Origin of the sequence: Cohnella massiliensis, assembly GCF_900169535.1 — a bacterium.
GTDB classification, from domain to species: Bacteria; Bacillota; Bacilli; order Paenibacillales; family Paenibacillaceae; genus Cohnella; species Cohnella algarum.
In genome coordinates this window covers 651,392-672,078 of sequence record NZ_LT821259.1, presented here as the reverse complement: position 1 = coordinate 672,078, position 20,687 = coordinate 651,392, and the positions used below count along the sequence as shown (strand labels likewise).

17 protein-coding genes are annotated in these 20,687 nt (G+C 57.8%); 4 read left to right on the top strand and 13 right to left on the bottom strand.

Going from position 1 to position 20,687, the window contains the following annotated elements; all coding sequences use genetic code 11:
- Positions 1 to 47 precede the first annotated feature (47 nt).
- The 3 genes from B7E11_RS16890 to B7E11_RS16880 all read left to right on the top strand — a co-directional run bounded on the left by B7E11_RS16890 (position 48) and on the right by B7E11_RS16880 (position 3,244).
- Entirely contained in the window at positions 48 to 728 is a 681-nt protein-coding gene (locus tag B7E11_RS16890; RefSeq protein WP_080836732.1) for a M50 family metallopeptidase, read from the top strand.
- A gap of 119 nt (positions 729 to 847) precedes the next feature.
- Positions 848 to 2,236, top strand: a complete 1,389-nt coding sequence (locus tag B7E11_RS16885; RefSeq protein ID WP_139787232.1) for a SpoVR family protein — start codon at positions 848 to 850, stop codon at positions 2,234 to 2,236.
- A 126-nt stretch (positions 2,237 to 2,362) separates the two neighbouring features.
- Positions 2,363 to 3,244, top strand: a complete 882-nt coding sequence (locus B7E11_RS16880; protein WP_080840859.1) for an SDR family oxidoreductase — start codon at positions 2,363 to 2,365, stop codon at positions 3,242 to 3,244.
- An 88-nt stretch (positions 3,245 to 3,332) separates the two neighbouring features.
- Here B7E11_RS16880 and B7E11_RS16875 read toward each other — a convergent pair whose 3' ends face one another.
- The 3 genes from B7E11_RS16875 to B7E11_RS16865 all read right to left on the bottom strand — a co-directional run bounded on the left by B7E11_RS16875 (position 3,333) and on the right by B7E11_RS16865 (position 7,696).
- Positions 3,333 to 4,901: an IS1182 family transposase gene (locus B7E11_RS16875; protein WP_080836728.1), complete on the bottom strand. Its 1,569-nt coding sequence runs from the start codon at positions 4,899 to 4,901 to the stop codon at positions 3,333 to 3,335.
- A gap of 319 nt (positions 4,902 to 5,220) precedes the next feature.
- A complete protein-coding gene (locus B7E11_RS16870; protein WP_080836727.1) occupies positions 5,221 to 5,607 on the bottom strand; it encodes a LytTR family transcriptional regulator DNA-binding domain-containing protein in 387 nt (128 codons plus the stop codon).
- A 193-nt stretch (positions 5,608 to 5,800) separates the two neighbouring features.
- Positions 5,801 to 7,696 (bottom strand): PrkA family serine protein kinase, encoded by a 1,896-nt coding sequence (locus tag B7E11_RS16865; protein WP_080836725.1) that lies wholly within the window; start codon positions 7,694 to 7,696, stop codon positions 5,801 to 5,803.
- A 218-nt stretch (positions 7,697 to 7,914) separates the two neighbouring features.
- Between B7E11_RS16865 and B7E11_RS16860 the strand changes: the two genes are divergently transcribed.
- The gene (locus B7E11_RS16860) at positions 7,915 to 8,883 is read left to right on the top strand and encodes a DUF2161 domain-containing phosphodiesterase (protein ID WP_080836724.1); all 969 of its coding nucleotides are present in this window, start codon (positions 7,915 to 7,917) and stop codon (positions 8,881 to 8,883) included.
- A 121-nt stretch (positions 8,884 to 9,004) separates the two neighbouring features.
- Here B7E11_RS16860 and B7E11_RS16855 read toward each other — a convergent pair whose 3' ends face one another.
- The 10 genes from B7E11_RS16855 to B7E11_RS16810 all read right to left on the bottom strand — a co-directional run bounded on the left by B7E11_RS16855 (position 9,005) and on the right by B7E11_RS16810 (position 20,644).
- Positions 9,005 to 10,120, bottom strand: a complete 1,116-nt coding sequence (locus B7E11_RS16855; protein WP_176220795.1) for an aminotransferase class I/II-fold pyridoxal phosphate-dependent enzyme — start codon at positions 10,118 to 10,120, stop codon at positions 9,005 to 9,007.
- Positions 10,121 to 10,550: 430 nt separating this feature from the next.
- A complete protein-coding gene (locus B7E11_RS16850) occupies positions 10,551 to 10,793 on the bottom strand; it encodes an AbrB/MazE/SpoVT family DNA-binding domain-containing protein (protein WP_080836721.1) in 243 nt (80 codons plus the stop codon).
- A 176-nt stretch (positions 10,794 to 10,969) separates the two neighbouring features.
- Positions 10,970 to 11,434 (bottom strand): tRNA (uridine(34)/cytosine(34)/5-carboxymethylaminomethyluridine(34)-2'-O)-methyltransferase TrmL, encoded by a 465-nt coding sequence (trmL, locus tag B7E11_RS16845; protein ID WP_080836719.1) that lies wholly within the window; start codon positions 11,432 to 11,434, stop codon positions 10,970 to 10,972.
- Positions 11,435 to 11,559: 125 nt separating this feature from the next.
- Positions 11,560 to 12,648, bottom strand: a complete 1,089-nt coding sequence (serC, locus tag B7E11_RS16840) for a 3-phosphoserine/phosphohydroxythreonine transaminase (RefSeq protein WP_080836717.1) — start codon at positions 12,646 to 12,648, stop codon at positions 11,560 to 11,562.
- Positions 12,649 to 12,884: 236 nt separating this feature from the next.
- Complete coding sequence (gene glnA / locus B7E11_RS16835) at positions 12,885 to 14,309, bottom strand: type I glutamate--ammonia ligase (RefSeq protein ID WP_080836715.1); 1,425 nt, start codon at positions 14,307 to 14,309, stop codon at positions 12,885 to 12,887.
- Positions 14,310 to 14,684: 375 nt separating this feature from the next.
- Positions 14,685 to 15,701 (bottom strand): LLM class flavin-dependent oxidoreductase, encoded by a 1,017-nt coding sequence (locus B7E11_RS16830; RefSeq protein WP_245809749.1) that lies wholly within the window; start codon positions 15,699 to 15,701, stop codon positions 14,685 to 14,687.
- Positions 15,702 to 16,228: 527 nt separating this feature from the next.
- Positions 16,229 to 17,290, bottom strand: a complete 1,062-nt coding sequence (aroF, locus tag B7E11_RS16825; RefSeq protein ID WP_080836711.1) for a 3-deoxy-7-phosphoheptulonate synthase — start codon at positions 17,288 to 17,290, stop codon at positions 16,229 to 16,231.
- A gap of 159 nt (positions 17,291 to 17,449) precedes the next feature.
- Complete coding sequence (locus B7E11_RS16820; protein ID WP_080836708.1) at positions 17,450 to 18,397, bottom strand: 4-hydroxy-3-methylbut-2-enyl diphosphate reductase; 948 nt, start codon at positions 18,395 to 18,397, stop codon at positions 17,450 to 17,452.
- 45 nt (positions 18,398 to 18,442) lie between these two features.
- On the bottom strand, positions 18,443 to 19,954 hold the full coding sequence (locus B7E11_RS16815; RefSeq protein WP_080836706.1) for a sensor histidine kinase: 1,512 nt from the start codon (positions 19,952 to 19,954) through the stop codon (positions 18,443 to 18,445).
- A gap of 3 nt (positions 19,955 to 19,957) precedes the next feature.
- Complete coding sequence (locus tag B7E11_RS16810; RefSeq protein WP_080836704.1) at positions 19,958 to 20,644, bottom strand: response regulator transcription factor; 687 nt, start codon at positions 20,642 to 20,644, stop codon at positions 19,958 to 19,960.
- Positions 20,645 to 20,687: the final 43 nt, after the last annotated feature.

Sequence of the window (20,687 nt, the reverse complement as noted above, 5' to 3'; positions counted from 1 at the left end):
ATAATGGGATTGTCCTTATTTTTTTCAATTCCGAATGGGGTGCGAACTTGAACAAGTGGGCGCTGACCGTTATCTATTTGCTCGCATGCGCGTTTCTGACCCGGCTCATTCCGTTTTCCTCCTTTTTTCGCACCGTCGATACGCTCGTTCACGAGTTCGGCCATGCGGCCGTCACTTTGCTGATGTCCGGGAGGGTGCTCTCCATCGAGCTGCATGCCGATCATAGCGGCCTCACCCGCTCGCTGCTGCAGGGCCAATGGAAGTTCGTCCCGGTAACGCTGGCCGGCTATATCGCCGCCTCCCTGTTTGCCGTCCTCTTGTTTTGGTTGTACGACCGGGGCCGCCTGCGAACGGGCCTTGCCGTCTGCTCCTCGATCGCGCTTGCGACGCTCGTTTTTTTCGTCCGTTCCGGCTACGGCACGACCTGGCTGATCGGGTTCGTCGCCCTCAATCTGGCCGTCCTCCTGATCCGGAAAGCGTGGCTTATGAAAACGTATTACCTGCTCGTCGCTTTCCTCAGCCTCGAGGAATCCGTGCTCGGACCGGCTTTTCTCGTGTACGCTTCCGTCACCCGGCCGGCCGCTTCCGGCGACGCGTACGGCATGCAAAATCTGACCGGCGTTCCCGCCGTCGCATGGGCATTGCTGTTTCTAGGCGTCGCCTTGCTGTGCGCAAGAAGCTCGCTTCGATTGTTTTTGAAGCGGAGGACGGCGCAGGCGAACGAATGAAAACTCTCAGCGGCGCAAGAATCAAGCCCGAAAAATCTTGTCCGTCAGGCACATCCCGCGCCTTCCCCTCATATACATAAGGTGGTGGAAACTTTGCCATGGGGAGGGGGCAGGCCGCTGTGACCTACGAAGAGGAACTGGAACGGTCGATCGGCGAAATTACGGAAATCGCCAAAGGCTTCGGACTCGATTTTTATCCGATGAGATACGAAATTTGTCCGCCCGACATCATCTATACATTCGGCGCCTACGGCATGCCGACCCGGTTCAGCCATTGGAGCTTCGGAAAAACCTTCAATCGCATGAAAATGCAGTACGACCTCGGCCTAAGCAAAATTTACGAGCTCGTTATCAATTCCAATCCCTGTTATGCCTTTCTGCTGGACGGCAACTCGCTCGTGCAAAACAAGCTGATCGTCGCCCACGTGCTCGCCCACTGCGACTTTTTCAAAAACAACGCGCGCTTCTCCGCCACCAACCGCGATATGGTCGAAAGCATGTCGGCCACCGCGGAACGGATCCGCCAGTACGAAATCGACTACGGCGCGGACGAAGTGGAAACCTTTCTCGACGCGGTTCTCGCGATTCAGGAGCACGTCGATCCCGGCATCGTGAAGCCCCACGGACTGGACAAACGCAGATACATGCAATGGCAGCAAAAACAGGAAAAAGAAAAACCGCGGCGACCCGCTTCTCCCTACGACGACCTGTGGTCGCTCGACGAGCGGAATTCCGAACCGAAGGAGCGCGAACAACCGAAAAGCGCCGAAGCCAAAAAATTTCCTCCCCAGCCCGAGAAGGACCTGCTCTGGTTCGTGCAGGAATTTTCGCCGGTGCTGGAAGACTGGCAGCGCGACGTCATGTCGATGCTGCGCGAGGAAATGCTCTATTTCTGGCCGCAAATCGAAACAAAAATCATGAACGAAGGCTGGGCGACGTTCTGGCATCAGCGGATTATGCGGGAGCTGCCCCTGACGAGCGAGGAGACGATCGAATACGCCAAGCTGAATTCCGCCGTCGTCCAGCCTTCGCGCAGCTCGCTCAATCCGTATTATTTGGGCCTGAAAATTTTCGAGGACATCGAAAAGCGCTGGGGCCGCGAGCGGATGTTCGATATTCGGGAAATGGATTCGGATCCGTCGTTTTTGCGCAATTACTTAACGAAGGAACTGACGGATGAGCTCGATCTGTACGTTTTCGAGAAAAAGGGGCCGGAGTGGACGATTACCGATAAAACGTGGGAACATATCCGCGACCAGCTCGTGTACTCGCGCGTCAACGGCGGATTCCCCTATCTGGTCGTAACGGACGGGGACTGGCAGCGCAGCGGCGAACTGTATCTCGCTCACCGCTACGAAGGGATCGAGCTGGACTTGAAATACGTCGAGCGGACGATGCCGTACGTCGCCCGGCTGTGGGGCAAGCCGGTCCATCTCGAAACGATCGTGGACGGAGCCGGCGTTCTGTTCAGCTGCGACGGAAAAAAAACGACCCGCAAAAGCATCTGATCGTTCGGCTTCCCGCAAGCGGACGGCGCAAGCCGGGCGGGAAGCCTTTTTTCGTTTTGGCGTTTAAATTTCGGCGCTTGGTCGTAATCTACTCCTATGGAAAGGAGTGGAGCTTAAGCCATGATGATGTCAACCGATCAACCGTCCCAGCCGAACCGTCCGAACCATTTTCCCCCGCAGCATCAGGACCGCCAGCCGGGACTGGAAAGCGACATGACGCCGCCGCCGGAAGCCGAATCGCCGATCTACAAGCCCGCCGGCAAGCTTTCCGGCAAAGTCGCGCTCATTACCGGCGGCGACAGCGGCATCGGCAGGGCCGTCGCCATCGCGTTCGCGAAGGAGGGCGCGGACGTCGCGATCGTTTATTTGAACGAATTTACCGACGCCCGCGAAACGCAGCGGCAGGTCGAGGCGGAAGGCCGTCGCTGCGCCATCTTCGACGGCGACGTCGGCGACCCGGTGTTTTGCGCCAAAGCCGTCCAGGAAACGCTGAACGCGTTCGGCAAGCTCGACATTCTCGTCAACAACGCCGCCGAGCAGCACCCGCAGGACAAGCTCGAGAAGATTACGCCGCAGCAGCTCGAGCGAACGTTCAAAACGAACGTTTTCGCCATGTTCTATTTGACGCAGTCGGCCCTGCCCCATATGAAATCCGGCGCGGCGATCATCAACACGACCTCCGTGACGGCTTACCGGGGGAGTCCGAACCTGCTCGATTATTCGTCGACGAAGGGGGCGGTCGTCTCCTTTACCCGCTCGCTGGCGCTGAACCTGGCCGCGCAAGGCATCCGCGTCAACGGCGTGGCGCCCGGTCCGGTTTGGACGCCGCTCATCCCGTCCACCTTCGACTCCCAGCAGGTGGCGAAATTCGGCTCCGACACGCCGCTCGGACGCGCCGGGCAGCCGGACGAAATCGCCCCCGCCTACGTCTACCTGGCCGGCGAGGATTCCTCGTACGTGTCGGGTCAGGTGCTGCACGTGAACGGCGGCGAGATTGTCAACGGGTAAATACGCGGCAAAAGGAGGGTGTCCCAAAAGTAAACTCTGGGACACCTTTAGCAGCAAAATAGAGTGGCATTCGGAATAAACGAAGGAGCTAAGCGGCCTGTTGTCGCTTAGCTCCTTCGTTTTTGGCGTCCACCGCTGCTTTCTTGAGCAGATTGTGGGCAAGCGAAAGCCACCCGACCTCCAGACTTACTTTGGGTAAGCCTCGAAGCAGGAACCTTTTAAAGCCTCGGTTGTTCTTCATATCGCCAAACACAGGTTCCGGCTCGATCATGCGCCTTACGGCCAGGGCATACCCTTCTTCACTGCGGAGCTTTTCCCTGGCCTGGTTCTTTAGCCGCCAATACTTCATGCTCACTTTGATCTCGCGATCACCTTGGGCTTTTGTACACTGCGGCTTTAGCGGACAGTCTTCACAGCCGGCGCTTCGGTAATGTCGATATTCGATTTCATACCCACTTTCCGTTTTCTCCTGGCTCACTCGGCGGAAATGGAGCGTTTGTCCGGCCGCACATGTCCATGTATCTTGTTCGCTGTTATAAGTCCAGTTGTCGATCTTGCTGATGTCCTTTTGCCATGCCTTGCTCTTTTCGCGGTGATATGTGCTGTACTTCACAATGGCTTCGACTTCATTTTGCCCCCAGTAGTCGTAATTTTCTTCGCCGCCATAGCCCGCATCGGCGATAACGGTGCTTGGCTTCTTGCCGAACTGCGATTTTATCTTCTCCAGATGCGGGATGAGACAGCGCGTATCGGTCGGCCGCTGGTGCAGACTGTAACCGACAATGAATTGATTTTCAGTGCCGATCTGAACATTGTAGCCTGGCTTCAGTTGGCCGTTTCGCATGTGGTCTTCTTTCATCCGCATAAACGTGGCGTCAGGGTCTGTTTTGCTGTAGCTGTTTCTCGTGCCTAAAATCGCTTCCTGCGTCTCATACTTTTGAAGGCGAGGAAGCAAGTCCTTGCGGAGCGTGCGCACTGCCTTCTTCAGCGGCTTGTCCTTTGGTTTCTCCTGCAGACGCTCCTCCAATTGTTTGACAGCTTGCTCCAGCTTTTCGCCGGTGATGGAAGAGGACTCGCCCAGCTCGAGAAGATCCTTGCCGTCGTGCGTTCCTTCATCTTGCTTCTCGGCTTCCTCTATAGCGGCAAATAAGGTCTGCACTTTCTCTTGGAGCTTGGCTTTATGCTTCACGACCGCTTTTCCCCAAACAAAGGTGTACCGGTTGGCATTCGCTTCGATCTTCGTGCCGTCCACAAAGTAATGCTCGAGCTGCACGTAGTTCTCCTCAGCCAGAAACTGAAGAACGGCGGTAAACACCGTCTCCAGAACCGTTTTCATCCGCTCCGAACGAAACCGGTTGATGGTGCGAAAGTCCGGCCGTTGTCTGCCTGCGATCCACATGAACATGATGTTTTCGCGGACAGCTTTGGCGATTTGACGAGAGGAGTAAATGCGCTGCGTGTAGGCGTATATGATGACTTTGGTGAGCATTTTAGGATGGTAGCTGTCTCGTCCGCCTCCAGGGTAAGCCGCGTCGAAGATGGCGTCGTCGAGACGATTGACGGCGGCGTTGACCACGCGAACGAGGTGATTGGCGGGAATGTCCTCTTCTAAATCCATTGGTAAACAGAGTTGATCCATGGTATATTGAATGTACAAAGAAACCGTCTCCTTTGGTTTATGGTTGGGTGGTACCTCCATTTTACCAGAGAGTGGTTTCTTTTTGTTTGACGATTATAAAAAAGAGGGTCGCCCCTCAGTCATCTAGGATGACTTCTGGGACACCCTCTTCGTTTTGCGGCTGCGGCTCCCTAGAAAAAGAAAAACGGGAGGAAGAACAGCGAGGCGAGCAGCGCCAGGCTGACGGCGAAACCCGCGCCATAAGGATAGCCATAAGGGTAGCCGAAACCGCCGAAGCCGAGAAACGCGTTCGTCTTCGCTTTCGCCCCGCCCTTTTTCCTCCCGGCGCAGCCTTCTCTTATTCCGATCCGAACAAAGGCTTGTTGAAGGGCTTGTACTTGGAGGGAGCTTCCTTGACCAGGTGATCGACTTTCTTCACGTTGGCCTCCGAAACGGTCGCAAACCGGCTGTCTTTGCCCCAGGGATAGTCGAAATACACTTTCCGCGTCTTCGGATCGAACGCTTCCGCGCGGTTTAGATTGGCCAAATTCGTCCGATCGAGCCGTTCGAACCCGTGTTCCTTGAACAAAACCTGCAGTTCCTCCAGCGTCGTCGGATAAAAATACGTTTCATCCTTCGTCAAAAACACCGGCCCGTTGGGCGACGGCTTCACGACTACGATATCCGCAAGCTCCAACGTGCAGGGCTTGCCCTCTTTGTCCAACAACCGGATTTGCTCTCCCATGGCTTCTTCCCTCCGTGTCCGTCTATTTCCGCATCTGATCATTTCCTCTGCCGTCAACTATGAAATAATTGCCATAATTATAGAATAATTGATTCTATTAATGCAACCGTTGGAAAAAAGAAAAAAAGCCCCGAAGCGGGGAACGCGATAACCGTTTTCGTTATCGGCGGCCGGCATCGGGGCTCCTTGACCATTACCGGTTCAGCAAGCTTCCGACATACCGCAGCAGCTCGTTGGCGCACACCGGGCAATAGTTGTGCTCTTCGATGAGACGCTTCGTGACTTCGTTGATCCGCTTGAGCTGATTTTCGTCCGGCGTTTTCGTGGAGGTCGTGATTTTGACGATGTCCTTCAAATCCGCGAACAGCTTTTTCTCGATCGCTTCCCGCAGCCGTTCGTGCGTGTTGTAGTCGAATTTCCTTCCTTTCCGCGAATAAGCCGAAATGCGAATCAAAATTTCTTCGCGGAACGCCTTTTTCGCGTTTTCCGACACGCCGATCTGCTCCTCGATCGAGCGCATGAGCCGCTCGTCCGGGTCCATCTCCTCGCCGGTGAGCGGGTCCTTCATTTTCGTCCAGTTGCAGTACGCCTCGATATTGTCCAAATAGTTCTCGAACAGCGTGCGCGCCGACTCCTCGAACGAATAGACGAACGCCTTTTGAATTTCTTTTTTGGCCAGATTGTCGTATTCCTGGCGCGCCACCGAAATGAAATTCAAAAATTTTTCCCGCTCTTCCTTCGTGATGGAAGGATGCTGATCCAACCCGTCCTTGAGCGCCCGGAGCACATCCAGCGCGTTGATGCAGGGCAAGTCGTGCTTGATGAGCGCGCTCGAAATCCGGTTGATCACGTAGCGCGGATCGATGCCGGACATCCCTTCGTCCGTGTACTCGTTTTGCATTTCCTTCAAATCGGCTTCCTTGAAGCCTTCCACCTCTTCGCCGTCGTACAGCCGCATTTTTTTGACCAGGTCCATGCCCTGTTTTTTCGATTCCTTCAGCCGCGTCAAAATGGAAAAGACGGCCGCCGACCGGAGCGCATGCGGCGCGATATGGATATGGCTCATGTCCGACTGTTTGATGAGCTTGTCGTAAATTTTTTCTTCGTCGGTCACTTTCAGGTTGTACGGAATCGGCATGACGATCATCCGCGATTGCAGCGCCTCGTTTTTCTTGTTGGCGATGAACGCCTTGTACTCGGATTCGTTCGTGTGGGCCACGATCAGCTCGTCGGCGCTGATGAGCGCGAAGCGGCCGGCCTTGAAATTGCCCTCCTGGGTAAGCGACAGCAGGTTCCACAAAAACTTTTCGTCGCATTTGAGCATTTCCTGAAATTCCATCAGCCCCCGGTTGGCCTTGTTCAGCTCGCCGTCGAAACGGTACGCCCGGGGATCGGATTCCGAGCCGTATTCGGTAATCGTCGAAAAGTCGATGCTGCCCGTCAGATCCGCAATGTCCTGGGATTTCGGGTCGGACGGGCTGAACGTGCCGATGCCGACGCGATTTTCTTCGGAAATGAACACCCGCTCCACCGGCACCCGCATAATGTCGCCCTCGTATTCGGTTCGGAGCCGCATTTGGCAGGACGGGCACAAATTCCCTTCGATCCGCACCTTGAGCTCATGCTCGATATCGGGCCGCAGCTCGTGCGGGATGAGGTGCAAGGGCTCCTCGTGCATCGGGCAGCCCCGAATGGCGTACACGGCGCCCCGCTGCGTCCGGGCGTACTGTTCCAGCCCTTTTTTCAGCATCGCCACGATCGTCGATTTGCCGCCGCTTACCGGCCCCATCAGCAGCAGGATCCGCTTGCGGACGTCCAGCCGGCGGGCCGACGAGTGGAAATATTCCTCCACGAGCTTCTCGATGGTCCGGTCGAGTCCGTAAATTTCGTTTTCAAAAAACTTATATCGCTTCTGTCCACCGATCTCCTCCACGCCCTGCGCCAAAATCATGTCGTACACGCGGGCATGCGCGGTCATCGCCGGAGTCGGATCGCGGCGCAACAGTTCAATGTAATCCGCGAACGTGCCGGACCATGCCAGTTTCTCGCTTTCGGCCCGATATTCCGCGATCCGTTTAAAGATATCCATGCCGCTTCCTCCCTCGTTCTCTGTCTCTTCCCGTTACGAAACGTACTACATACCTATGCGGCTAGTTCGACGATATTTCTCGGAAAAACGATGAAAACGAAGCGGAGGTTTCTCATGTCAGCTTTGAATGCCGCCGCGCCGCGCCCCGGCCGGGAAAAGAAAATCGTTCGTGTTATAATGAAAAAAAGAAACGGATCGCCATTCGGGAGGGCTTGCGTTTGGCCATAAAAAAAGAAACGGAGCTGTACGCGCCGGTCAAATCGTTTTTCGCGGGACGCGGATACGAGGTGAAAGCGGAAGTGCTCGGCTGCGACCTGGTCGCCGTGCGGCCGGATGCGGCCGCCCCCGTTATCGTCGAGATGAAAAAGACGTTTTCGCTCCCGCTGCTGCTTCAAGGGATCGACCGTCAGCGCACGGGAGCGGAGGTGTGGCTTGCCGTCGAACGGAACCGCACGAAAAAAGGCGCCCACAACCAGCGGTTTGCGGAGCTGTCCGCGCTGTGCAGGCGCCTGTCGCTCGGCTTTATGACCGTTACGTTCTACAAGACGAAGGCTCCGGTCATCGAAGTGTGGTGCGAGCCCGGGGCGGCGGGGGCAAGCTCGGGTCCGCCGGCGCGGCCGCGGATCGTGGCCGCCGAAGGGCAAGCGCCCTTCGGCGGGCAGCTCGCGGCCGAACCCCCGCTTGCGGCGTCCTATGCCGTCGCGGCCGGGGGCCGCAAACGCTCCCGCGCGGCCAAGCTGCTGAAGGAATTTGCCGGACGAAGCGGGGACTACAACGTCGGGGGAAGCACGGGCCGCAAGCTGGTGACGGCTTACCGCGAGCGGGCGCTGCAGTGCGCCCTCGCGCTCCATTGCCGCGGCGAGCTCCCGCCCCGCGAGATCGGAAAGCTCACCGGAGTGCCGAATGCCGGCCTGCTGCTCCGGGACAACCACTACGGCTGGTTCCGCCGCGTCAGCCGGGGCGTTTACGGTTTAACCGACGCGGGCCGCGCGGCGCTCGGCGAATACGAGGCGGTAGCCGCCGTATGGGCCGCCCGCTTCGAATGGGCGGCCGGCTGGCTCGCCGCGGACGAAACCGCCGCGGGTTCGGCGCGCCGGGCCCGGGGCGACGGAGAACCGGACGCCGGCAGCCCGGACGCCAGCGGCCTGAATGCCAGCGGCCTGAATGCCAGCGGCCGGCGGCCGTAGCCGGTTTCGCCGATCCGCCGGCAATCGTCGCCCCGAATCCTTCGCGCCGCCGGCAACGCCAGCCCGGCGCCCGGATTTGCCGGCGGCCCGCGGCCGCAGCTGTCGCCGGCTGCCGGCTTCCTCAGCCGTAACGCCCCATCATCTCCTCCACGGTCGCCTGCAGGCGCTGAACGCCGGCGCGAATCTGTTTCTCGTCCGAATGGACCGCGGTGATCCGGAGCTTGAACCGTTCCGGCTCCGAAGCGTAGAACGCCCTTCCCGGCTGGAACAGCAAGCCGTGAATCCACGCTGCGCGCAGAAGCGAATCCGCATCCAGCCCTTCCGGGAGCGTAACCCATACATGCATCCCTTCTTTCGGCGTTTCCCAAGCCAGCGCCCGCGGGTTGTGCCGGCTCAGTTGCTCCAGCAGCAGCCCGACTCGCGCCTGGCAAACGAACCTTTGCGTCGCGACCAGCGACTCGAGCGTTCCGGCCTGCAGCAGTTCCGCCGCCGCTTGCTGTTCCGCCGGCGGCACCTGCGGAAGGCGCCCGCTTCCGGCGGAGAGCGCCTGCAGCCGCTCCTCCCCGATTCCCCTGCACGCCAGCCAGCCGAGGCGCAAGTCCGCCACGATGCCCGGGGGCCATTCCCCGACCGAGCATAGCGGAGCTCCGGCTTCCGCTTCCGCATCGGGCGCAAGTCCATCCTGCGCGAGCAGCAGCTGGCGGTCGTCCCTCAGCAGCGGCACGTTCGCTTCCCTGCACCGCTCCGCCAGCGCGATTCTCCGCTCCGCGCTCCACGCCCGCCCTTCCGGATCCGTGCATGCGACCGCCGCGTACACAAGCTTCGGTTTCCATTGCCGGATGGCGCGGGCAAGCGCATCCGGATCCATGCCGTCGCGATCCCCCGGCACGGCTACGGCGACCGCCCCCGCCCGTTGAAAAATTTGCAAAGCCGACCGCCCGCAAGGGCGCTCGACGAGCACGACATCCTCCGCGCGCAGCCAGCCGCGGACCGCCAGTTCGATCGCCGCATCCGCTCCGGCGGCAATCCAGACGCGGGACGGGTCGCGTTCCGCCGCGCTTCCGGCGATCCGTTCGGCCACTTGCTCCCGAAGGCCGAAATGTCCTTGTACCGGCTCGGTCCCAAACGTCTCCTGCCGACCCGTTGCGGCGAACTTGCCCGTTCGCTCCTCCCACTCCCCCGCGCCGATCAGGCCTTCCTTCGGCCATCCGCCCATCCAGTTAATGATCCGGTTCAACCGCCACTCCTCCCCCATGCGTCAAAAAGGAGCTTTTTTCGAATCTTTATCAATGTATGCCGGACAATCCCCACATTTTGCGTTTTCTTTTTGGCGGGTGTTGGGTATAATAAAGGAAGTTCAGTGGAGGTGTGGAAGATGATTCTGGGGATGAGCGATAAATTTTGGATTGTAGTTCTTGTTTTCGCGATGCTGGTCGTCGCCATTCTGACGGCCGCCTACAACGACGACAAGACGAAGGGCCTGTAACATTAGCTTTTATCCATATGGCATGATTGGAAAACGCCGCACCCCGCCGCAAGACGGAGAGGTCGATCGGCGTTTTTGGCTTTTCGGGGCATCTCGATCTCGGCAAAATCAAAGAACCGCCGACAACGTCGAGGGACGGTTGCAGGCGGTTCTTATTCGCAATGAGTGCGAGTCCCGAATTTTAAACTCTTTGCATTTCGTCGATGCATTCGGCGCAAACGTAGCGTTCCTTGAATTCCCCTACGGATTCCATCGAACCGCAAAATACGCACCGCGGACGATACCGCTCCAAAATAATATGATCGCCCTGCACCAAAATTTCGACGGGATCCCCCTCGTTCATTTGGTACCTTTTGCGCAAAGATTTCGGCAGCACGATGCGGCCCAGTTGATCTACCTTCCGAACGACTCCAGCAGGTTTCAACGTATTTCCTCCCATTCATTCCCGGTAATCTAAGCTGGTAATCTCCCTAATGCATTTACCCACGTTAACATTTCGCTAACGCCAATCCGTTTCCTTCCGTTTTTCGGATTTGCTTAACATTATACAAGATTTCGATAAAATTTGAGCGATTTTGTCAACATTTGTCGAAAAATATTTCATTCCAACGCGAAAAACCCGTTTTGCCGGAGCGCCTCGTAAACGATAATGGCCGCCGAATTGGCCAAATTGAGCGAGCGCACCTTATCCGTCATCGGCAGACGCATGCACGTGTCGGGCGATGCGTCGAGCAGCGCCTGCGGAAGGCCCTTCGTTTCCTTGCCGAATACGAAAAAATCGCCGTTTCGAAATTGAAAGTCGCTATAGCGCTTTTGGGCGCGCGTGCTCGTATAAAAAAACCGTCCTTCCGGATGGGCGGCCTGCACCTCCCGAAAGGAATCGTAATACGTTATGTTCACCGCATACCAGTAATCCAGCCCCGCCCGCTTCAGCTCCCGATCGTCGGTCGAAAAACCGAGCGGCCGCACGAGATGCAAATGGGTGCCGGTGGCGGCGCACGTTCTGGCGATATTGCCCGTATTGGCCGGAATTTCCGGCTCGACGAGCACGATATTCAAGGGCATTGCCGTTTTCCTCCTTCATGCTAATGAGATCGCGCATGCAGCATGCATGCATGCAAAGACCGCGGCAGGGAGCCGCGGTCCGCAGGTAAAACCAAGCTTTAGTTAAGACGGAAGCTTCGTTTCCGTTATCCGTGACGCCGTTTGAATTCGTCCATGAACTGGACGAGCGCCTGCACGCTGGCCAGCGGCACCGCGTTGTAGATCGAAGCCCGAAGGCCTCCTACGCTGCGGTGACCCTTCAAGCCGACGAAGCCTTCCGCTTCCGATTCCTTGACGAACCGCTTCTCGAGCTCCTCGCTGCCGAGCCGGAACGTAACGTTCATGATCGAACGGCTGTCCGGGGCGGCGAAGCCGCGATAAAAGCCGCCGCTTTGGTCGATCGTTTCATACAGCAGGTTCGCTTTCGTCCGATTCGCTTTTTCGACAGCTTCCGCTCCGCCCTGGGCCTTGACCCATTTGAGCACGAGATTTGTCATGTAAATGGCGAACGTCGGCGGGGTATTGTACAGCGAATCGTTCTTCGCGTGGGTATCGTACCGCAGCATCGTCGGCACCGGCATCGACGGAGCGCCGATCAAATCCTCGCGGACGATGACGATCGTCACGCCGGACGGGCCGAGATTTTTTTGCGCGCCGGCATAAATGAGGCCGAATTGCGAAATTTGCAGCGGCCGGCACAAAATGTCGCTCGACATGTCCGCGACGAGCGGCACCGATTCGGTATCCGGGTATTCCGGCCATTGCGTGCCTTCGATCGTTTCGTTCGAAGTCAGATGAACGTAAGCCGAATCCGGCGCGATTAGCAGTTCGCTCGCTTTCGGAATCCGGTTGTATTTGTCGCTTTCCGACGAGCCCGCGATTGCCGTCTGGCCGAACAGCTTCGCTTCCTTGATCGCCTTGGCGGCCCAGCTTCCGGTGTCGATATAGGAAGCCGTCTTGCCCGGCTGGAGCAGGTTCATCGGCACCATCGCAAACTGGGTGCTGGCCCCGCCTTGGACGAACAGCACCTTGTAGCCGTCCGGAATGCCGAGCAGCTCGCGCAGCAATTGTTCCGTTTCCTTGTGAACGCCCTCGTACACGGCCCCTCGATGCGACATCTCCATGAGCGACATGCCGGTTTCGCCGAAGTCGACAAATTGCTGCTGCGCCTGCTGCAGCACTTCCAACGGAAGGGCGGCCGGACCGGCGTTAAAATTAAAGGCTCGTTTAGCCATCGGATTCCCACCTTGTGTTCTTCATAATAGGCTAATCATATCAAAGCGTTACGGACACATCAACCGGGAAAACGGCAAAAAGGTTGTCAAATCTAAGAATATCCGAACAAAATCATGAGCTTCGGATTAAAATCTTCGGTTCTACGCTCTTTTGATTCCCGACAGAAATCGATCCTTTCCGAGACGACAAAAAGCTCCCTTTCGGGAGCTTTTCGCGACTTTTCGATTTTTCGATATTAGCAATCGAAGTAGAGGCCGTATTCGTACGGATGCACGCGGATGGAAACGGCTTTCGCTTCGGCGCGTTTGAATTCTACATAATTGTCGATGAATTCTTTCGTGAAGACGCCGCCTTCGGTCAGGAACTCGTAGTCGGCTTCCAGAGCGTCGAGCGCTTCGTCCAGCGAGCCCGGAACGCTGCGGATTTCTTTCTTCTCTTCATCGGAAAGTTCGTAGATGTTTTTGTCGTACGGACCGTAGCCGAGAGCGGTCGGGTCGATTTTGCGCTTGATGCCGTCCAGGCCGGCCATCAGCATAGCCGCGAACGCCAGGTACGGGTTCGCCGTGGAGTCCGGCGTACGGAACTCGATGCGGCAGCCCTTCGGCGTAACGGCAGCGACCGGAATACGTACGGCGGCGGAACGGTTGCCCTTCGAGTAAACGAGGTTTACCGGAGCTTCGTAACCCGGAACGAGACGTTTGAACGAGTTCGTGGACGGGTTCGTCAGCGCGATCAGGGCCGGAGCGTGGTACAGGATACCGCCGATGTAGTTCAGAGCCAGTTGGCTCAGGTTCGCGTAAGCGCCCTTCTCATAGAAAAGCGGCTCGCCTTCGTTGAAGATCGATTGGTGAACGTGCATCCCGCTGCCGTTGTCTCCGAAGAGCGGCTTCGGCATGAACGTTGCCACTTTGCCGTATTGGCGAGCGACGTTGTGAACGATGTATTTGTATTTCATCAGGTTGTCGGCCGTTTTCGTCAGCGTGTCGAAGCGGAAGTTGATTTCGGCTTGACCCGCCGTCGCCACTTCGTGGTGGTGGCGTTCTACGCGAAGGCCGGCTTCTTGCATCAGGCGCACCATTTCGCTGCGGATGTCTTGCTGCGAGTCGACCGGAGCTACCGGCACGTAGCCGCCCTTGACGCCGACTTTGAAGCCGAGGTTGCCGCCTTCTTCTTTGCGGTTCGTGTTCCAAGCCGCCTCTTCGGAATCGACGACATACGTCGAGGAGTTCATCGTCGTTTCGTAGCGAACGTCGTCGAATACGAAAAACTCGGATTCCGGAGCAAAGAACGCTGCGGTGCCTACGCCGGATTTTTGCAGGAATTCTTCAGCCTTGTGGGCGATGGAACGCGGATCGCGCTCATAGCGGTCGCCGTCCGGCGTATAAATATTGCTCATGACGATCAGCGTAGCGTGCGCGGTGAACGGGTCCACGTATACGGACTCGGCATCGGGCATCATAACCATATCGGATTCTTCGATGCCGCGGAAGCCGGGAATCGAGGAACCGTCGAAAGCGACCCCATTAACGAAGGTGTCGGCGTCTACTTCGGATGCAGGCAGCGTAATGTGGTGCGCGCGGCCGGAAAGATCTACGAAGCGGAAATCCACAAACTCGATATTCTTTTCTTTGATGAGTTCCAAAACATTTTGAACGGACATCTTAAATTTTCCTCCTCATTTCCGAACATTAAGTCCGCAAGAGCGTCTGAACGTTCAACTTTTACTGAACTTATTGAGGTTATTATAATTCTCGCTTTAGGGAGCGTCAATAGTTATGTAAGGTATTTTTTGTGGAAGTGTTAGCTATTCTGACACTTTTGAAAACCCGGCCGGCGCCTTGTAAACGCCTTCATCAGGAGCGTCCCCTTGCGTTTCGTTCGGCGGAGACCACCTTTTTTTAGACCGGATTCCTGAGTTTCCCGTTCAACCCCTTCCGGAGGCGGCCCGCCTTCATTTGGAAACATGTTACATTTTCGGCATACGGCTATTTCCGAATATTTTCGTTCGACAGGGCTGAACGGGACGAGCGGCGGCTTAACGAATGAACAACTCGGACAGCAATTCGTAACCTCTGACGCGCAGCCGGAAGTCGGACATCATGCTCGCCACCATGACCTCGTTCGTTCCGTAGCCGTCCGCGAATTGTTCGAGCCGGCGTTTTACGGTCTCGGGTCCCCCGACGATCATCCGGTTGCGGTTGTCGCGCACGCGCTCCCGTTCCCATTCCGAATAAGGGTAAACGAGCGCTTCCTCCGGCGTCGGATACGGCAAGCCGTACTCGCCTCGCTCGTGGCGCAGCAGGCGCAAGTCCATCGCCGCCGCCTCCCGCTCGGCGATCGCGTCCGAGTCGGCGCAAAAAACGAATACGCATGCCGTTGCGCGAGAACGCTTCCCGAGCGAACCCGGACGGAAATGGCTCCGGTAATCCCGGACGGCCCCCTGCCCCCCGGCGCCGTTGATAAAATGGGCGAACGCAAACCCGGCCCCGAAATGGGAGGCAAGCGCCGCGCTGTAGCCGCTGGAGCCCAGCAGCCAGATTTCCGGCGCCGTTCGAACGCCCGGAGTCGCTTTAAGCCCGCTTAACGGGTGCTCCGGCGGCAGCGGTTCCCCGATTTCCAGATAGGCGGCCAATTCCTTCAGCATCTCCTCGAACCGCGCCTCGTTCGCCTTCGCCTGCTCGCCTCTTAACGCCTGCGACGTCAACGGCATCCCGCCCGGCGCCCGGCCGATGCCCAAATCGACCCTTCCGGGGAAAAGCCCCTCCAGCACGCGAAAATTTTCCGCGACCTTGTACGGACTGTAATGGGGCAGCAGCACGCCTCCGGAACCGATCCGAATCCGGGACGTGTTCGCCCCGATCGCGGAAATGAGCACTTCGGGCGAAGAGCCCGCAAGCCCGGCGGCGTTATGGTGCTCCGACACCCAATAGCGGGCAAACCCTAACCGGTCGGCCACCCGCGCCAGCGCCAACGTATTTCGCAGCGCCCTCGACGCGTCCTCGCCCGGACCGAGCGGCGATTGGTCCAGCACCCCCAGCTTCAGCTTTTTCAACGGCCATTCCTCCTCTCGTCGTACGTCTATGCTAGCGAGTTCAAAAGCAGAAGCGCAGATCCCCTTCTTTGCCCGGCGCCGGGGGATTTGCGATAAGTATATCATGCAGAAACAGGTTGCGCGGGTGGTGCGGGGGGCGCAGGATAGCGCGGAGGTGGGCAGGATGACGCAGGGATCGGCGAAGCTTGATTGGATTTTGTCCAATCAAAAACCGGTGTTTTCGCCAAACACGTCATCTTCGTTGGATTTTGTCCAATCTGGCGAGGCTTTTTTCGCCTATTCACGCAAATTCCTAGGTCCCCGTTGGATAAAATCCACTCTAGACTACGGTTCCCCCATTTTCCGCTCCCTTGACTGGACAAAATCCAACATAGGCTCCCCCCGCATTCCTCCGCTTGGGCACCCATCTCCTGCTCCCTACATTTTCCGCAAAACGATTCCGTAAGGTGAAGAACTGCTATTTCCGATAGGCGAACGAAAAATTCCGCACGCCCCTTCGGGAACATGCGGAATCTTGGTCGGCTTATTTATTTCGCCCAGGTCGCGAACGCTTCGGCCGGCGCCTTCGGCGTTTCGAAACGTTTGCCGACGAGCGGAGCCAACTGCTCCAGCTCTTTCAGCAAATTCGCGAATTGATCGGGGAACAGCGATTGGACGCCGTCGCCGGTCGCGGAATTGTCCGGATCGGTATGCATTTCGATAATGAGGCCGTTGGCTCCGGCCGCTACCGACGCTTTCGTCATCGGTTCGACCAGTTCGCGGCGGCCCGTCGCATGGCTCGGGTCGGCGATGACCGGCAGGTGCGACAGCTGCTGGATGACCGGAATGGCCGCCAGGTCGAACGTGTTGCGGGTGTAAGACTCGAAGGTGCGGATGCCGCGCTCGCAAAGCATGACGTCGGGGTTCCCGCCGGCCAGAATGTACTCGGCCGCATTGAGCCATTCGTCGTACGTGGCGCTGAAGCCGCGCTTCAGCAGCACGGGCGTCCGAATCGTGCCCAGCTTCCGCAGCAGGTCGAAGTTTTGCATGTTCCGCGTGCCGACCTGCAAAATATCCGCATACTCGGCGCACACTTCGACCGTTTCCGGCGTCATCACTTCCGTGATGGTGAGCAGGCCGTGCTTTTCCCCGGCTTCCTTCATCCATTTAAGGCCTTCGACGCCGATGCCCTGGAAGCTGTAGGGACCCGTTCTCGGCTTGAACGCGCCGCCGCGGAGCACCTGTCCGCCGGAAGCCTTGACGAGGCGGGCGATTTCGTCGATTTGCTCGGGCGTCTCGACCGCGCAAGGTCCGCCCATGACGACCAGGTTGTCGCCGCCGATCTTCACGCCTTTGATCTCGATGATCGTGTCGTCCGGATGGAAGTCGCGGCTTGCCAGCTTGTAGGATTTCGAAATTTTTATGACATTTTCCACGCCCTTCATCGAGCGAAGATGCTCGGCCAGGTGCGGGTCGGCTTTGCCGATAATGCCGATGACGGTACGGTCCGTTCCGCGCGACACGTGCGCTTGCACGCCGCTCTTTTCAATCGTGCCGACGATTTCCGCAATTCGTTCTTCCGAAATGGTAGGGGAAGTAATAACGATCATTCAAGTCCACGCTCCCGAATAAAATATGCCCACTTGCTTCAACGCTTGTTTGCTTTGACGCTTATACGCTTTTAAGTGATAAAGCAAATATAGCCGAAAAAATGCCCCGTGTCAACGCCCAAAATGGAGGCGGCACGGGACATGGCATCGCATCGGCGTTTACACCGATTTCTCGCGAATCGTCGGCAACAGCTTCTTCATGTTGACCGTTCGCCGGATTTCCCACGTATCCGGGTTGCCGTGATCGTACTGCTCCAAATAAGCGATCACTTCCTTCGTAAGGGGCGTCGGCGTCGAAGCGCCGGAAGTGACCGAAACCCGGTTGACTCCTTCGAGCCATTCCCGCTTGATTTCGGTGACGTCCGCCACCCGGTAAGCGGGGACGCCGGCGATTTCTTCGGATACCTGGGCGAGCCGGTTGGAGTTGTTGCTGCGCGGGTCGCCGACTACGATGCACAGGTCCGCTTCCTTCGCCTGCGCCGCGACGGCCTCCTGCCGAACCTGGGTCGCGAGGCAAATCTCGTTATGGACTTCAGCGCCCGGATAGACCTCCAGCAGCTTCGAAATCAGATGCTTGATGTCCCATTGCGACATCGTCGTCTGGTTCGTCACGATAATCCGCTCCGAGGCCAAAACCAGGTTCCGGATGTCTTCCTCGCGCTCGATCAGGTGAACCCGGTCCGGCGCAATGCCGATCGCGCCTTCGGGCTCGGGATGGCCTTTCTTCCCGATGTAGATGACGTCGTAGCCTTCGGCGACTTTTTCCCGGATCAGATCGTGCGTCTTCGTGACGTCCGGACAAGTCGCGTCAACGGTCGTCAGTCCCTTCTCTTTCGCTTTGCGGCGGACCTCGGGCGAAACGCCGTGCGCGGTGAAAATGACCGTGCCGCTGTCGATTTTATCCAAAATGTCGAGCCGGTTGGCGCCGTCCAGCGTTATGATGCCTTCGTTCTCGAACGCTTCCGTCACATGCGTATTGTGAACGATCATGCCCAAAATATAAATGGGGCGCGGCAGGTCCCGGTTCTTCGCCGTTTGCAGCGCGAGCACCATGGCATCCACTACGCCGTAGCAATATCCTCGAGGGGAAATTTTAACGACTTCCATATTCAACGCCTGCTTTCCCGCCCTGATAGTAGGTTGACGTTCTCTCTAGCTTTCCTCCCTTTCCGGGAGTCGAGGGCGTTCCGTAGGCTCTATTATATCGTATTCCGCCGGCTCGGAAAAGTCGACGGGAAACCAGACGAAAAAGCGGCTGCCTTCGCCCAGCTTCGTCCGCACCTCAAGCGACGCGTTGTGCATGTCCGCTATCCATTTCGCAATGGAGAGGCCGAGTCCCGTGCCGGACGTCTTGCCCCGCGACTCGTCGGCCCGGTAAAACCGGTCGAAAATGTGCGGCACTTCCTCCTTGCTCATGCCGATTCCCGTATCCGCCACGACCAGCCCGACCCGGTCTTCCGAACGGACCGCCTCCAGCCGGACTTCGCCCGAAGGCGTGTACTTGAATCCGTTTTCGATAAAAATAAACAGCAGCTGCAGCAAATAGTCCCGGTTGCCCTTCACCCAGACGCCGTCAAGCGCCTCGAGCGGACCGACGATCCATTCGGCATTCCGCGGCAAAAACGCCGCGCGCCGAGCCGCTTCCTCGGCAAGAGGCCGCAGCGACAATCTTTCCATCGGAACGTCGGAGCCCGCGTCGGCTCTCGCCAGCGCCAGCAAATCGTTGACGAGCCGGCTCATCCGCCGCGCCTCGTCCGCGATATCGTGAATCGCCTCTTTCGATAGCTGTTCCCGCTCCTCCGTCGTCAGCGCCTGCGATTTCTCTCCGTGCGCGCCTTCCCACACTTTGGCGAGGAAATCGACGTTGCCGCGGATCGTCGTAAGCGGAGTGCGCAGCTCGTGAGACGCGTCCGACACGAACCGCCGTTGGGCGATGTTCGACTCCTCCAGCCCTTTGTAGGCCGTCTCCAGGCGCTCGAGCATATGGTTCAGCGTGCTGCGCAGCCTCCCGATCTCGTCCTGGCTGTCCCCCGGAATCCGGGTGCTGAGGTCGGATCCGCTCTGAATTCGCTCGGCGGCCGCCGTCACCTGCTCGATCGGCTGCAGCGCCTTGCGGGAAAGGAACATGCCGAGCATGAACGCCACCAGCAGCGCCGCGACCCCGGTCAGCACCAAAATCGTGCGCAGCAGCAGGAGCATGCTTTCTTCTTTACCGATATATCCGGCGACTTGCAGCAGGCCGACGATTTCGGTGCTGCCCGTTAATGTTATGGGCGTTTCAAAGACGTAAAACGGCGATCCGTCCATATGCACTTTCGTATACCTGCTCTTCGCGTCCTTCTTGGCCGGATAAGCCAGGTCCGTCCCGTAGGCGAAGCTTTTCCGGCTTACCGTTCCTTCCCGATCTTGAAGATAACTGACCACCTGAATGCCGATCATATTATAATCGAAATCTCTCGGAACGGAGATTCCCAAATCGAATCCGATCCCATTGCGGTTGGGGGATATATAGGGTTCGAGCGCCTTGGCTTCATCCTGAAGCCGGCCCTTCAATTCCTGCATCGTATTTAAACTCACCACGTAATACACCAGAAACCCGAACGCGATCATCATCAAGGCCAGCAGCCCGGAAAACCATAATGTCAGGCGAAGTCGGATAGACATCGCTTAATTGTCTCCTTTCAGGACGTAGCCCGCCCCCCGGACCGTCTGGATGAGACGGCTTCCCCCGTGCTCCTCCAGCTTTTGCCGGAGCATGGCCACGTAAACCTCCAGCACGTTCGATTCGCCGCTGTAATCGTATCCCCATATGCGTTCCATAATTTGATCCCGGGACAGCACCCGCTTCGGATTTTGCATGAAAAAATGCAGCAAATCGAATTCCTTGGCGGTCAGCTCGATCCGCTTCTCTCCCCGGATGACCTCGCGGGAGTCGACATCGAGCAGCAGATCGGCAAATCGGAGGGAATGGTTCTCCTCCATCTGCTCGGGATTGCGCCGCAGCAGCGCGCGAACCCGGGCCGTCAGCTCCTCCAGGGCGAACGGCTTCACCAGGTAATCGTCCGCGCCCAGATCGAGTCCTTTTACCCGATCCTGCACGTCGTCCTTCGCCGTCAACATGAGCACCGGCGACTGGATGCCGGCCGCCCGCAAACGCCGGCACACTTCCCAGCCGTCCAGCAGCGGCATCATGACGTCGAGAATGACGAGATCGGCATGGCGGCCGATCAACACTCTGAGGCCTTCCTGGCCGTTGGGGGCGGTCGTCACTTCGTATCCCTCGAACGCGAGGCTTCGGCGCAAAAGGGACGTTATTTTTTCATCATCATCGATTACAACGATATGCGGTCTCATCGCGGACTCCTCTCGATACTCGCTTTCATGGCATTCTTTCTCT